Origin of the sequence: Sphingorhabdus lacus (assembly GCF_009768975.1) — a bacterium.
GTDB classification, from domain to species: domain Bacteria; phylum Pseudomonadota; class Alphaproteobacteria; order Sphingomonadales; family Sphingomonadaceae; genus Sphingorhabdus_B; species Sphingorhabdus_B lacus.
The window spans coordinates 894296-909519 of the sequence record NZ_CP035733.1 but is presented as its reverse complement, the minus strand read 5'-3'; the positions used below and the strand labels follow the sequence as shown (position 1 = coordinate 909519).

The following is a 15224-nucleotide window of genomic DNA, read 5'->3' as shown; positions in this document are numbered from 1 at the left end:
GCTAACGGGCTATCCCATCAGGTCAAGCTATTGCCCGAATTGGGCTTCCCCTGCGACGCGTAATGCTTCGCGTGCCGCGGCGATCAGGGCACCTGCCTTTGCTTCACATTCTTTCTGCTCATATTCAGGGTTGCTGTCGGCGACGATTCCAGCGCCGGCCTGCACATGCATGACGCCGTCTTTAACAACCGCCGTTCGCAACACGATGCAGCTATCCATATCGCCATTGGGAGAGAAATAGCCCACCCCGCCTGCATAAGCGCCACGCGTTTCCGGTTCCAGTTCTGCGATGATTTCGCATGCGCGCACCTTGGGCGCGCCACTAACGGTACCTGCGGGGAATCCGGCAAACAAAGCGTCGATCGCATCCTTATCGTCCGCGAGTTCCCCCACCACGTTGGACACGATGTGCATCACATGGCTGTAGAATTCGACCATATAGCTGTCTGTCACCGTTACGCTGCCGCCCTTTGTGACACGGCCGACGTCGTTGCGGCCCAGGTCTAGCAACATTAGATGTTCCGCCCGTTCTTTGGGATCCGCCAGCAGGGACGCCTTGTTTTCCGCATCCTCCATGCTGTTTTTCCCGCGGGGCCGAGTTCCGGCAATCGGGCGAATAGTCACTTCGCCATCGCGCGCACGCACCAGAATTTCGGGGCTAGAGCCGATTAGGGCAAAGCCCGGAAGGTCGATGAAATAGAGAAATGGCGACGGATTAATCCGGCGTAAGGCGCGGTATAGGTCAATTGGCGGCAGCGAAAATGGAGCAGTAAAGCGCTGCGCCAGAACAACCTGAAAGATATCGCCCGCCTCGATATACTCTTTGGCTTTGGCAACCATCGTCCCATATTGACCTTCAGGCAGTACCGGGTTGAGTTGAATCGATTGTGGGTCAAAATGCTCTGCACCCGCAACGTTTTTAGATACAGCCGCTTCAAGCAGCCGTTCGGTCTCATCAAGACGCTCATGTGCCAGGGCGACAGCTTTTGCATCGTCGGCACCCGTCCAAACGGGCGATACAAGAAACATCTCATCTTTCAGGCGGTCGAATACCAAGATGACCGTTGGCCGGACGAAAAGCATATCCGGCAGTTCCAATTGGGACTGCGCTGCGCGCGGCAGTTTTTCGACAAGACCGATGGTTTCATAGCCGAAATAACCCACCAGACATGCCAGAGCAGGAGGTAGTTCGGCAGGAACATCCATACGGCATCGAGTTGCCAGCGCGCGTAAGGCGTCCAACGCAGGCAGGGCTTCCTGCTCAAACGCATCCCGCTTCGTCAACCATTCCCTATTGATCTCGGCTTTCTGTCCCTGCGCACGAAACACCAAGTCGGGCGCTAAACCGATGAGGCTATGACGGCCACGCGTCTCTCCCCCTTCGACCGATTCAAGGATGAAATCACCACGTTCGGGTTCAAAAAGCTTGAGCGCGGCAGATACCGGCGTTTCGGTATCTGCAATGCGTTTACGCCAGACGAGGGCGGGTTTAGTTGCCGTCACGGTTGGTCAGGCGCGCTCGTAGTTCTGCGATGCCATCGTCATTTTTCGTGACACCGACGTCCTTGGCCGCAGCCGCAATCAATTGAGCGCCATATTCGGTTTGCAGCAGCCCGGAGATTTCTTGCTTACGTGCAAGCAACATTTCCGTGTTTCCGCGCGCATCGCCTTTTACGACATCGGTTAGATATACAATGTACCAGCCACGGTTTCCTCCACCCTGCAACGTTTTCGCCGTTCCTTTTTTCATGGCGAACATCATCGCAACAGGGGGAGCAATCTGTTGTCCTTGGCGTGACAAATCGGCCCGTGTACCTTTGATGGATTCAATCTGCGCGCCCTGAATATTGGCCGCGGATAGGGCGGTCTGAAGAGGCTGTCCGCCATCTACCGCCTTGCGAATCCGTTCGGCTGCAGCACGCGCGGCCTTTGCACCTTCGGCAAGAGCCCATTGCTGTTGCACGATCGGACGTACATCCGCGAGGGGCGGGGGAGCAGCTTCGTCGAAGTCGGCTACCGCGATCATCGCGAATTTTTCGCCGGGAACGAGCTCAACCAATTGGGCTTCACCATTTGTATCCAACTGGAAAGCTGCAGGCAGAATGACCTGCATTTCCGGAATTGGCTTATAGCCAGGATTGGCCGTGTTTTGGCCGTTTGCCAGCAACTTGGGCGACGTTTCGACCTTCAATCCATTTTGCTTTGCCATATCGGTAATGGTCGAGCCGTCCGCGAAGGAATCTTCAATCTCGGCCGTCATTTCGGTGAGCATTTCTTCGCCACGGGTCTTGGTCAATTCGGTTTCAATTTCGGCACGCGCGGCTGCGAGCGATTTTGCCGCCACCTGGTTAATCGCATCGACGCGAACAACCGCCCAACCCAGTTTCCCACGCGCAGGTTTTGCTACGGTGCCCTTGGCGGCTGCAAAGACTGCATCTGCAATTGCGGGAGACGCGGTTCCGGCAAGGTTCGCCTTGGCAACGTTATTCATTGTCGTCACGGCCAAGCCCAAGCCATTGGCTACTTCGGCAAGCGATTTGCCTGCGGTCACTTGCGCAACGACCGATTTGGCGGCGGCTTCGGTTGGAACAATAACCTGGCTGATGTTGCGGGTTTGTGAGGCCGCATATTTCGCTGCATTGGCTTTGTAGTAAGCCGCAATATCTGCCTCAGAAGGCTTCGCCCGGGCAGCGATAATGGATTTATCGAAGATTGCGTAACTGATTGCCCGTTTTTCAGGAATCGTGAACTTGGCCGCATTGTCATTGTAATATTTGGCCAGAACCGTTTCGCTCGGGGGGTTCGGAGGGAAAAATGCGGTCGAAGGAATGGACGCTACCTGACCGGAACGCTGCTCCAAAACCAGCGATGCATAGGGCAATACCATGCTGTCCGGCGCAGCTGGTCCGCTGGCGGCCGCAGGGATGATCTGTTGTGCAAAAAGATTCTGGGTGATGTCGTCCCGGATTGCTTGCTCGCTCACGCCGATTTGTTGCGCGAATGCGCGGAAAGCTTCGGCACTGAATTTCCCGTCGAGACCCATAGCACCGGGAAGCTTGCGAATTTCCGATCCTATAAGACGATCGCTCACCGCCACGCCATATCGTGTGCCGAATTCGGCTAGAGCATAACGGTTGATAAGCTGTTCGAGGGTAGAATCGAGACCGCCGCCTTCAACGAAATTCGCCATATCCAAGGTGGGGTTGTTTTGGCGTTCGGCGCGCAGTCTGTTGTCGAGCGCGTCGTTCAATTCGCCCAATGTGATGTTGCGATCGCCAACACGAGCGACGTTTCCGCCGCTCAAACCACCAAAGCTGCCTGATCCTGTTACATCACCCAATGCAAAGGCAATGGCGATCATTCCGACAAAGAGGAGCGCAATCACCGCTCCGAATTTTGAATTTATAAGCGAACGGATGGAACTGATCATGAACTGCGTTTTCCAGACAAATGGCGCGGATGCGTTGAATTTGGTGTCGCTTTAGGCGGCAAGGCATCCGCAATCAAGGGATAGACTTGCAGGAAATGCGGAAACGAGGGCATAGCGCGCTCAGATTCGGGAATATGCCAAATGGGAGCAGGGCTATGCGCAAATTTATCGTCGGTAATTGGAAGATGAACGGAACATCGGCAGATCTGGCAGAAATTGAAGCCATTGCGGCAATGGCAACATCCTATGCCGCGTCCGTCGATAGCGCATTGTGTATTCCAGCCACTCTGATTGATCGCGCAACGTCGCGGCTTCTCGAGTACACCCTGGGTGGTCAGGATTGCCACATGCAGGTGTCCGGGGCGCATACTGGATGTGTATCTGCCGAGATGTTGGCCGATGCAGGGGCAGCTTTGACGTTAGTGGGGCATAGCGAACGTCGTGCAGGGCAGAATGAGACCGATGCGGATATCCGTGGTAAGGCACAGGCAGCTCAAAATGCGGGACTGAAGGTCATCATTTGCGTCGGTGAAACTTTGGAAGAGCGCGATGCCGGCCAGGCGTTGGAAATCGTTCTCGGTCAGGTTCAAAAGTCGGTACCGGATGAAGCGGGCTCAGACTGGCTCAGCATCGCCTATGAACCTGTATGGGCCATTGGGACGGGGCGCATACCTGAAGACTCGGATGTCGCGGAGATGCATTGGGCTATTCGGGAACAACTCGTCGCACGCTTTGGTCCAGACGGAAAAAACATATCAATATTGTACGGCGGCTCCATGAATGGAGATAATGCACCGATGCTTTTAGCCATTCCCAATGTCGACGGTGGTTTGATTGGAGGGGCTAGTCTGACCGCAACGAAATTCGAACCCATTTTGGCCGCAGCAGCAAAATCCTCTTAAGAGCATTGAAGATTGCGGGTGCGGTCGCTATGTGGGCCGCATCAACGGCGGACCGCCACATTTAATCGTTCGGAATTTTTCATGGGTATTTTCCATTTCCTCATTGTTGTGCAAGCCATCATCGCGGCTTCACTGGTTGGCGTTATCCTGATGCAGCGTTCCGAAGGTGGTGGTCTTGGCATGGGCGGAAGCCCCTCGGGCCTTATGTCGGCACGCGGTGCGGCAGATTTCATGACCCGCCTGACCACGATATTGGCGACCCTTTTCATTTTGCTGTCAATTTCGCTCGCTTTCGTGGCCGCTCGCGAAGGTGGAACGGCAAAGATCGATACCTCGCTTGAGCGTACCGAAGTTCCGGCAGCGCCTGCGGCTCCTGCGGCGGCAACGCCTGCACCTGTCGAGAAGACCGCTCCCGCAACCGAGGTTCCACTCGACAAATAATTGGGTTGAGTGCGTAAAATCGTTTTTTGCACATATTTATTTGTGCAGGATAGATTCGCCCGCTTGTCTTTTCCGCTAAAGGCGTCTTAGGCCTTTACCCCCATGGCACGGTTCATTTTTATCACCGGTGGCGTGGTCTCCTCGCTTGGCAAAGGTCTTATGGCGGCTTCGCTCGCCGCGCTTTTGCAGGCGCGTGGGTACCGCGTACGCATCCGCAAATTCGATCCCTATCTCAATGTCGATCCGGGCACGATGTCGCCCTATCAGCATGGGGAAGTTTACGTCACCGATGACGGTGCGGAGACCGACCTTGATCTGGGGCATTATGAACGTTTTACGGGCGTATCTGCGCGGCAGTCGGACAACATAACCTCGGGTCGGATTTACCAGAACATCATCCAGAAAGAACGACGCGGCGATTATCTGGGTGCGACGGTGCAGGTGATTCCGCACGTTACGGATGCGATCAAAGAATTTGCCAAAGCGGAAACCGATGATCTGGATTTCGTTCTGTGCGAAATTGGCGGCACCGTAGGCGATATCGAATCGCTGCCTTTCATCGAAGCGATCCGCCAGCTCCGTAACGAATTGGGTCGCGAACTTACATTATCGGTTCATGTAACACTGGTTCCCTATATTGCCGCGGCAGGCGAACTGAAGACAAAGCCAACGCAACATAGTGTGCGCGAATTGACATCACTGGGAATCCAGCCCGATGTGCTATTGTGCCGGTGTGAGCATCCCTTGCCCGAAAATGAGCGTGCGAAGATCGCGGCCTTTTGTAACGTGCGCAAGGAAGCCGTTATCCCGGCATTGGATGCGAAGAGCATCTATGCCGTCCCGCTACAATATCATGCAGAGGGGCTTGATAATGAAGTTCTGCGTGCCTTCGGTCTCGATTATTCCGGAGAGCCGGACTTGTCCCGTTGGGAAGATATTATCGAGCGGCAGTCCAACCCCGAAGGTGAAGTCACCATTGGGGTCGTCGGGAAATATGTCGGCTTGGCCGATGCCTATAAATCCTTGAACGAAGCGCTTGTCCATGGCGGGTTGGCCAATCGGGTAAAGGTCAATATCAAGTGGATTGATGCGGAGCTATTCGCACAGTCTGAGGCCGAGATTGCCGCCGCTCTGGAACCTATGCACGCTATTCTGGTGCCAGGTGGATTTGGTGAACGCGGCTCGGAAGGCAAGATTGCGTCCGTGAAATTCGCGCGGGAACGGCAAGTGCCGTTCTTCGGGATATGCCTAGGCATGCAGATGGCCTGTATAGAAGGCGCGCGTAACACCGCGGGAATTGCCGAAGCTTCAAGCACGGAATTTGGGCCTACTGAAGAACCTGTGGTCGGCATAATCACCGAATGGATGGCCGAAGAAGGCTTGCAAAAGCGTGAGGCTGGCGGGGATTTGGGCGGTACGATGCGGCTTGGTGCCTATGACGCCAAGTTGAGCGGTAACAGCCATGTGGCGAACATTTACGGCGCAAATGACATCTCGGAACGCCATCGTCATCGTTATGAAGTAAACGTCCATTATAAGGACGCACTGGAATCAGGGGGACTTGTCTTCAGTGGGATGTCACCGGATGGCGAACTGCCTGAAATTGTTGAACGACCGGAACATCCGTGGTTTATCGGGGTTCAGTTTCATCCGGAGCTTAAGTCGAAACCTTTTGCTCCACATCCTTTATTCGCGAGCTTTGTCGAGGCCGCAGTGAAACAAAGCCGTTTGGTCTGATAACAAAATATTGACATATTGCCGTTAACCCATGTTGTTGTAACGGGGTGTCAATTCAGTTTCATATCCAGTGGGCCCAATTGCGACCCGGGCTGATTGGATGGGAAGGGCGCATATGTGCCCGGGGCGGTCGAGAAGTCGACCGCCCCGAACCATTTTCCTAAATTAGGCGACTTTGCTGCCCTTTTTCTTCGAATCGTCATGCTCAATGACGGTAGGGGCCGTCTGGCCGCCGATTTCGATCTTGCGCGGCTTCAGCGCTTCCGGAACCTCGCGCACCAAGGAAATCAACAACAGACCGTCGGCCATGTCGGCATTGGTCACATGGATGTGATCAGCCAATTGGAAGCGCCGTTCGAAATTGCGACTTGCAATGCCCATGTGGAGAAAGTCACGATTGTCGTTGCTATCGGCATTCTTGCTGCCAGTCACGACTAGCAAATTCTGCTGGGCGGTGATTTCAATTTCATCCGGCTTGAAACCGGCGACAGCGACAGTGACCTGGTAGTCATTCTCACCGGTCCGCTCGATATTGAACGGCGGATAATTTTCGTTCTGGGCGATACGACCTGTGTTCTCAAGCAGTTCAAACAGGCGATCAAAGCCAACAGTGTTGCGGCGATAGGGGGTAAAATCAAAACGGTTCATGTCAAATTCTCCATCAAGCAATTTGGTTTTTTTGCAGGCCCGTTGTGGCACCTGCGGTCATGTTTGGACCCTTTTGGGCGTCCGGATGACAAGATGGTAAAGTCGGGGCATATTTCAAGAGGGCAAAAAACAAGGCCGCCCGAAATATCGGACGGCCTCGCTCTGCAGCTTTGCTAGCGCAATATTTTCAGTCCTCTACCGATCCCCATCGGCGGGTCTGATTTTTTCCCCCTGAACCCTCGGCCACATGGCGGTCGACGAATTCACATGCCTTTTCCGCCCTAGACCGATTCTTTGCAAACGGAACCGGACGTCGGGCCGCGCTTTTTCAAAAGCTGTTGCAAGGCTGCAACAACGCTTGCCAGCGGCTTTGGCGACTCCTAAGAGCGCAACATGCCTGAAATGCTGAATAAAGACGCTTTATGATCCTCTCGCGATACGAACGGATGGTCACCCGCCGATATCTTTTGCCGAATAAGGGTGAGGGATTCATCTTTCTGGTGGCGAGCATCAGTCTGGTCGCCGTCGCGTTGGGTGTTGCCGCGCTGATTATCGTCATGAGCGTAATGAACGGATTTCGCGCCGAGCTGTTTGACAAGATTGTTGGCCTGAACGGGCATGCAGTCGTCCAAGGATATGGCGGGCGACTACAAGATTGGCGGCAAGTTCTGAAAGATGTACGTGAAACGCCCGGCGTCACAGGTGCGACGGCTTTAATCGAACAGCCTCTGCTGACAACCTACGAAGGCCGGGTCGAAGCTATACTTGCGCGCGGGATGTCGGTGCAGGATATTCGGAATAACGAGACGCTCAACGGCAAAACGGTTGCTGGTGACTTGGGCGCGCTTCGTGCCGATGAAGACAAGGTAGCAATCGGATCGCGCCTTGCCCAAAATTTAGGTGTGCAGGTTGGCCAGAGCATCACGATTATCAATCCCTCCGGCCGAACCACACCGTTTGGAACTGTGCCGCGCGAGATTTCATATGAGGTTGCCGCCATTTTCGAAGTTGGCGTCTATGATTATGACAAGGCCTTTGTCATTATGCCGATTGAACGCGCACAGATATTGATGCTGCTCGGCGATGAAGTTGGCATGATCGAAATCAAAACCAACGACCCCGACAAGGTAAATGAAATTTTGCGGCCACTGCTGCCGAAAATCGAAAACAAAGCCATGATTGTGGATTGGAAAAGTATGAACGCATCATTGTTCGAGGCGTTGGCGGTCGAACGGGTGGCGATGTTCGTGGTCCTGTCCATCATTGTCTTGGTTGCTGTGTTCAATATCCTGTCGTCGCTCATCATGCTGGTCCGGGCGAAAACACGGGACATCGCGATATTACGAACCATGGGTGCATCCCGGAAGTCTCTCTTGCGCATATTCATGATGGTCGGACTGCTCATCGGGTCCGCGGGCATCGTCCTGGGTCTGATATTGGGCGCTATATTTCTGTATTTCCGTCAATCCGTTGTTAATTTTGTGCAATTCGTCACAGGCCAGAACCTGTGGGATCCGTCCATCCGCTTTCTGACGGAGTTGCCTTCGCGCACGGATCCTATGGAGGTTCTTGCAATTTGCGGTCTGGCTTTGCTGTTCAGCTTCTTGGCGACGTTGTACCCAGCTCTGAAGGCCGCAAGCACCGATCCGGTACAGGTGTTGCGTTATGAGTAAGATTGTCGAAATATCCGATGTCCGCCGCACATTTGTGCAGGGCGACGTCACCATCGAAGTCCTTCGGGGCATCAATTTGTCCGTGGGTGACGGAGAACTTGTTGCGCTATTGGGCCCGTCTGGATCCGGAAAATCAACGCTGTTGCAGGCAATTGGCCTTCTCGAAGGTGGATTTGCCGGATCTATTAAGTTGGACGGTGAAGAGGTCAGTTCGAGCAGTGTGGATCGGCAGACGGAGATACGGCGCGAAAAATTGGGCTTTGTGTACCAGTTCCATCACCTGCTTCCAGACTTCGACGCCTTGGAGAATGTTATTCTACCGCAGTTGATTGCGGACGCAGCGCCAGATGAGGCAGAAGACCGTGCAAAGCATTTGCTCAGCAAACTAGGATTAGCCGAACGTCTGCACCACAGGCCATCAAAGCTATCGGGTGGTGAGCAACAACGTGTAGCTGTCGCGCGTGCGTTGGCAAACCGACCGAAATTGGTTCTTGCCGATGAGCCAACCGGTAATCTCGACGAGCATACTGCAGATATTGTACTGGGTGAATTCATGGCACTTGTCCGGGGTGAGGGATCGGCCGCCATTGTGGCCACCCATAATGAACGATTGGCCGCAAAAATGGATCGCGTGTTCCGGTTGCACGAAGGCGTACTTACATAGATCAAATGTTGGTCATAATATCAGTTTGAGAGGAATGGATATGGGCGTTTATGATTACCGTGTAAAAATGCCTGGGGGACGCGAAGAGGCCATGTCGGAACATGCCGGCAAAGTTCTGCTCATCGTAAATACCGCGTCTAAATGTGGATTTACGCCGCAATATGCAGGCCTTGAAAAGCTTTTCAAAAAATATGGTGACCAAGGGTTCGAAGTCCTGGCATTCCCGTGCAATCAATTTGGGGAGCAGGAACCCGGTGACGAAGAAGAGATCAAGAATTTCTGCTCGCTGACCTATGATGTGTCGTTTCCGCTTGCCGCAAAAATCGATGTGAACGGCAAAGACGAAGACCCGCTTTGGCATTATCTGAAACAGCAGCAGGCCGGCCTTATGGGGTCGCGCGGAATTAAATGGAATTTCACGAAATTTCTGGTTGATCGCAAAGGCAATGTGGTCGCGCGGCATGGGCCGCAGGTCAAGCCGGAAGCTTTGGCGAAAGATATTGAGCGGCTATTACAGGAACCAGTCTGATCACCAAGTGGATCCGCTGCACTATCGCACATTTGTCCACAACGAACCGCTGGTCTGAAATTGCCAAAAGGGGCCAGTCCATATTAAGTTCTGTAGCATGAGCTATGTGCCCTTTGTCCCTTTGCGCGTTTTTTCCGCTTACACCATGTTGGAAGGCGCGATTGAACCTAAGGCGATTGGCGAAGCAGCCAAAAAGCTCGGTTTTCCGGCAATCGCGATTTGCGACCGAAACGGGCTTTATGGCGTCATGCCCTTTCAGGATGGTGCAAAAGCCAAGGGAGTTCAGCCCTTAATCGGGACTTTGCTGGGCGTTGGACGGCCCGGAAGCGATGGTCACTTCATTCGCGACTGGTTGGCGCTCTACGCACAGAACGAACGGGGATATCATAATCTGTGTCGGCTTGTCTCGATGGCGCATCTCGATCGTCCCGAAGATTTTGATGCCCATGTCACATTAGAACAATTGGCTGATTTTACCGAGGGGTTGATTGCCCTAACTGCCGGCAGCGAAGGTGCTTTGGCTCAACTGCTCGCAGACGGACAAGTTAGCGCTGCCGTTGAATATACCGAAAATTTGCAGGCCCTCTTTCCCGGTCGACTATATATCGAGTTGTCCAGACGAAATAATCCGATTGAGGATGCGGCAGAGGATGCCTTAATCGATCTCGCATATCAGCATGACATCCCGCTGGTCGCAACGAATCCTGCCTTTTTTGCCGAACCCGAATTTTTCGACGCCCATGATGCGATGCTTTGCATTTCGGATGGCGAATATGTCGAAAACATGGATCGTCGGCGCAGTAGCCGCGACACATGGATCAAAACCGGCAGGCAAATGGGCGAGCTATTCGCCGATATCCCCGAAGCCATCGCAAACACCCTGGTCATTGCGCGCCGTTGCGCAGCCTTGGCGCCCTACCGCAACCCAATTCTACCAAGCTTGGCCGGAAACAAGGAAGCTGAAGAATTGCAGCTGCGCGAGGATTCGCGGATTGGTCTGGAAAAGCGCCTAGAGACGGCGGGCATAACGGATGAGGCAGCGCGAAAGGTATATTTTGACCGGCTGAAATTTGAAGCCGATGTTATTTGTTCGATGGGCTTTTCGGGCTACTTCCTGATCGTTGCCGACTTTATTAAATGGGCAAAAGAGCAGGATATTGCGGTAGGTCCGGGCCGTGGTTCGGGGGCAGGCTCGCTTGTCGCTTGGTCACTGACCATTACCGATCTCGATCCAATCAAGCTTGGCCTTCTGTTCGAACGCTTTTTGAACCCCGACCGTGTATCGATGCCTGACTTCGATATCGACTTTTGTGAAACGCGTCGTGGCGAAGTCATTCGCTATGTTCAAAAGAAATACGGCCACCGGCAAGTGGCGCAGATCATCACATTCGGTAAGTTAAAGGCGCGAGCCGTATTGCGCGATACCGGACGTGTGCTCCAGATGAGTTACGGGCAGGTGGACCGGCTGTGCAAGCAGGTTCCCAATCATCCGACCGACCCATGGGATTTGAAACGCGCGTTGAGCGGTGTCGCAGAACTTCGCGAAGAATATCGGCGCGATGAACAGGTCAAACGGCTGTTTGATCTCGCCATGAAATTGGAAGGATTGCCGCGCCATAGCTCAACACACGCTGCAGGTGTTGTTATTGGGGACCGCGAGCTTTCCGAACTGGCGCCGCTCTATCGTGACCCACGTTCCGACATGCCTGTTACGCAATTCGACATGAAATATGTCGAAAGCGCAGGGTTGGTGAAGTTCGACTTTTTGGGACTGAAAACGCTTTCCGTGCTGCAGAAGGCGAGCAAAATGCTGGCCAAGCGGGGTGTGCACATAAACCTCGACCTGCTGCCCCACGACGACCCTGAAGTATATGAGTTGCTACAACGTGGCGATACGGTGGGCGTGTTCCAGCTTGAATCGGAAGGCATGCGCCGCACTCTTGCCGCGGTTAAGCCTACAAATTTTGGCGACATCATCGCACTTGTTTCGTTGTACCGACCTGGCCCGATGGACAACATTCCCATGTTTGGCCGCCGGAAAAACGGCGAAGAGACGATAGAATATCCGCATCCGCTGCTTGAGCCCGTGTTGAACGAAACTTACGGGATATTCGTTTATCAGGAACAGGTCATGCAGGCGGCACAGATCTTGGCCGGCTACAGTCTGGGTGAAGCAGATTTGCTCCGCCGCGCAATGGGTAAGAAAATCCAGGCAGAGATGGATGCGCAGCGGCAAAGGTTCGTAACTGGGTGCGCAACACATGACATCCCGCCCAACCGCGCGAATGAGTTGTTCGACTTGATCGACAAATTTGCGGGCTACGGCTTCAACAAGAGCCATGCGGCCGCCTATGCGGTGCTCGCCTACCAGACCGCGTGGCTGAAAACACATCATCCGCAGGAGTTTTTTGCTGCATCAATGTGTTTCGATATGCACCAGACCGACAAGTTGGGCATCTTCATCGATGATATGCGGCGCCTGGAGGTCAGTTGCTTGCCGCCAGACATCAACCAAAGCGAAGCCGAATATACAGTTGAAAGTGACCATGAAGGTGGCCTGGCGGTCCGCTATGCATTGGGCGGCATCAAGAATGTCGGCGAAAAGGCAATGGAGGGCATCGTTGCCGAACGCGAAAAAAGCGGACCATTTGCCAGTCTCGATGACTTTGCCAACCGCGCCGATCCAGCGCAGTTAAACAGGCGTAGCCTCGAAAATCTGGCCGCTGCTGGAGCGTTTGATAGCCTTGAACCCAATCGTGCCGCCGTGCACGCTGCCGCCGAAACATTGCTCGCGGCCGCGCAGTCGGCCCGTGATTCACGCGAAAGCGGTCAGGGCGGGCTATTCGGCGAAGGTGGTTCCGATATAGCCAAATTACGCATCGATCAAGATATCGAGTGGGCTCTGGGTGAACAGATGAACCGCGAGAAGGAGGCGTTCGGATTCTATTTCTCGGCGCATCCCTGTTCGCAATATGATGCGATCGCCGCGAGCCATGGTGCCAAAAGCTATGTAACATGGCTCGAAAGCGGGCCAATACCGGAAGGCGTAAGGCGCTCTGCTACGATTTCAGCTTTGATCGAAGGCGTGCGTTGGCGGGAGTCGCGAAAGGGCAAACGGTTCATGGTTGCCGACTTTTCGGATCAAAGCGGCCAATTTTCGGTGCGCTGCTTTGACGAGGCTGTCGGCTTGATGTTGTCCGAATGGGCAAAGGAAGCAGCATGTCTGTTGCTACATTGCGAGATGGATATGCGTGCTGGGGACGAGGTCCCCAGTTTTACTGTGAAAAGCGCCAAGCCGCTGAGCAGTCTGACGGGTGTTTCACGGTTGAAAATGCAGCTCGATGTTACCAGCGAACAGGCATTTGCGCATTTGGCGGAGATTGTGACACCGCTGCAAGGTGGCAAAAGCGAGTTGATCATCAAGACGCGGACAGCAGATGGGCATTGGACCCGTATAGCCTTGGGCAGACGTTACCAATTGGACGCATCATTGCTGGACAAATTAAAGGCAATCGACGGTATCGCAAATGTAGAGCTTGCGCCCTTGGGTCCAGTTTTGGCATTGGTGCACTAAGAACTTAAAAATCAGAGGAGAGAGCCATGCGCGGCACCATGCAGGATTGGGATTTAAGGGTAACGCACCTGATCGATTATGCAGCGCGGGAGCATGGAACGCGGGAAATCGTGACACGCTGGGCCGACGGGAGCATTGAGCGTTCCAACTGGGCAAGTGTTGCGACCGAGGCGCGCAAGCTATCGCAGGCGTTTGCCGGTTTCGGACTGCAAAAAGGTGACCGGATCGCGACTTTTGCCATGAACCACCACCGTCATCTGGCGGCCTGGTACGGGGCAATCGGTTTTGGCGGCGTTATTCATACTGTAAATATCCGCTTGTTCGATGAAGACCTGATCTACATCATGAACCATGCCGAAGACAAAGTCCTGATGTACGACGCTGCGTTCCAGCCTATCGTCGACAGGCTGAAGCCGCACTTGAAAACAGTGGAGCATTACATCGTTTTTGATGATGCTTCGAGCTATGGCGCATTGCTGGCAGCGCAGGATGGCAATTATGGATGGGCCACCGGTGACGAACGCGACCCGTGCATGCTGTGCTATACAAGCGGCACGACAGGTAACCCGAAGGGTGTTCTTTACCAACACCGATCGACGATGTTGCATGCGATGGCCGAAATCGCGCCATCGGTTTTCGATTTGAGCCCGCAGGCCACGCTTCTTCCTATTGTACCGATGTTCCATGCAGCGAGTTGGGGATTACCCTTTGCCGGCGCAGCCGCGGGCGTTAAATTTGTGTTCTCGACGACTAATGAAGCCCCGATCCTCCATAAATTGATGTTGGAGGAAGGTGTCACACACAGCGCGGGCGTTCCAACGGTTTGGTTGGCCATGTTTGGCCATCTGGATGCTGAGGCGGCCGCTGGACGTTCCGCTTCTCTTGGCAAGCTGAGATTGGTCACAATCGGTGGCTCTGCCGCACCGCGTGCGATGATCGAACGCCTGATGAAGTCCGGCGTGCGCGTTAGCCACGCATGGGGCATGACCGAAACGTCGCCGATCGGGACAATGGGTTCGCCAACGCCCAATTGGGATGAGTTGACTCTTGATGAGCAGATTGATGTCGTGTGCAAGCAGGGCAGGGTGCCCTTCGGCGTAGAATTGCGCGTGATCGACAAGGACGGCAACGTCGCCCCGCGTGATGGCGTCACCTCGGGCGCGCTGCAAATACGCGGTCCTTGGGTCATCAAACGCTACTTCAAGGCTGAGGATGATGCTGTCGATCCGGATCAATGGTTCGATACCGGCGATGTTTCAGTCCTGCACCCTGATGGCACCATGCAAATTACCGACCGCGTAAAGGATGTCATCAAATCGGGCGGTGAATGGATCAGCTCGGTCGAACTTGAGAATATTGCCGTTGGGTGCCCCGGTATCGCTGAGGCGGGTGCTATTGGCGTACCGCATCCAAAATGGGACGAGCGTCCGGTTCTGATCGCCGTGAAGAAGCTCGGAGCTGAGGTGGATGAGGAGACAGTGAAATCCTATCTCGCCGAACGGATCGTGAAATGGTGGATGCCCGACCGCGTTTTGTTCGTTGATGAACTGCCGCACACAGGAACAGGCAAAATTCAAAAAGTTGCCTTGCGCCAGCAATTCAAAGATTTTGTGTTGGAGGATTGAG

General features: G+C 54.1%; 11 protein-coding genes. 8 read left to right on the top strand and 3 right to left on the bottom strand.

Annotated elements, in window-relative coordinates:
* Positions 1-27: 27 nt before the first annotated feature.
* Together trpE and EUU25_RS04180 are read right to left on the bottom strand one after the other, a co-directional pair.
* Complete coding sequence (gene trpE / locus EUU25_RS04185) at positions 28-1503, bottom strand: anthranilate synthase component I (RefSeq protein ID WP_158898572.1); 1476 nt, start codon at positions 1501-1503, stop codon at positions 28-30.
* Positions 1490-3430 (bottom strand): peptidylprolyl isomerase, encoded by a 1941-nt coding sequence (locus EUU25_RS04180; RefSeq protein ID WP_158898570.1) that lies wholly within the window; start codon positions 3428-3430, stop codon positions 1490-1492. Before EUU25_RS04180 ends, trpE begins: the two co-directional genes overlap by 14 nt.
* A 155-nt stretch (positions 3431-3585) precedes the next feature.
* Between EUU25_RS04180 and tpiA the strand changes: the two genes are divergently transcribed.
* The 3 genes from tpiA (at position 3586) to pyrG (ending at position 6510) form a co-directional block, all read left to right on the top strand.
* Positions 3586-4332, top strand: coding sequence for a triose-phosphate isomerase (tpiA, locus tag EUU25_RS04175; protein WP_246162899.1), 747 nt, complete (start codon positions 3586-3588; stop codon positions 4330-4332).
* Positions 4333-4413: 81 nt separating this feature from the next.
* A complete protein-coding gene (secG, locus tag EUU25_RS04170) occupies positions 4414-4773 on the top strand; it encodes a preprotein translocase subunit SecG (protein ID WP_425505201.1) in 360 nt (119 codons plus the stop codon).
* A 102-nt stretch (positions 4774-4875) separates the two neighbouring features.
* Complete coding sequence (pyrG, locus tag EUU25_RS04165; protein ID WP_158898566.1) at positions 4876-6510, top strand: CTP synthase; 1635 nt, start codon at positions 4876-4878, stop codon at positions 6508-6510.
* A 165-nt stretch (positions 6511-6675) separates the two neighbouring features.
* Here pyrG and EUU25_RS04160 read toward each other — a convergent pair whose 3' ends face one another.
* Positions 6676-7158 carry an Hsp20 family protein gene (locus tag EUU25_RS04160; protein WP_158898564.1) on the bottom strand — a complete coding sequence of 161 codons (483 nt, stop codon included), beginning with the start codon at positions 7156-7158 and terminating at the stop codon, positions 6676-6678.
* A gap of 422 nt (positions 7159-7580) precedes the next feature.
* Between EUU25_RS04160 and EUU25_RS04155 the strand changes: the two genes are divergently transcribed.
* From EUU25_RS04155 to EUU25_RS04135, 5 genes are all read left to right on the top strand, one after another.
* Positions 7581-8831 carry a lipoprotein-releasing ABC transporter permease subunit gene (locus EUU25_RS04155; protein WP_158898562.1) on the top strand — a complete coding sequence of 417 codons (1251 nt, stop codon included), beginning with the start codon at positions 7581-7583 and terminating at the stop codon, positions 8829-8831.
* A complete protein-coding gene (locus EUU25_RS04150; protein WP_158898560.1) occupies positions 8824-9495 on the top strand; it encodes an ABC transporter ATP-binding protein in 672 nt (223 codons plus the stop codon). The genes EUU25_RS04155 and EUU25_RS04150 overlap by 8 nt, the downstream gene beginning before the upstream one ends.
* A 40-nt stretch (positions 9496-9535) precedes the next feature.
* The gene (locus EUU25_RS04145) at positions 9536-10024 is read left to right on the top strand and encodes a glutathione peroxidase (protein WP_158898558.1); all 489 of its coding nucleotides are present in this window, start codon (positions 9536-9538) and stop codon (positions 10022-10024) included.
* A 97-nt stretch (positions 10025-10121) separates the two neighbouring features.
* Positions 10122-13598 (top strand): DNA polymerase III subunit alpha, encoded by a 3477-nt coding sequence (gene dnaE, locus EUU25_RS04140; protein WP_158898556.1) that lies wholly within the window; start codon positions 10122-10124, stop codon positions 13596-13598.
* Positions 13599-13624: 26 nt separating this feature from the next.
* Positions 13625-15223 carry a long-chain fatty acid--CoA ligase gene (locus EUU25_RS04135; protein ID WP_158898554.1) on the top strand — a complete coding sequence of 533 codons (1599 nt, stop codon included), beginning with the start codon at positions 13625-13627 and terminating at the stop codon, positions 15221-15223.
* Position 15224 lies beyond the last annotated feature (1 nt).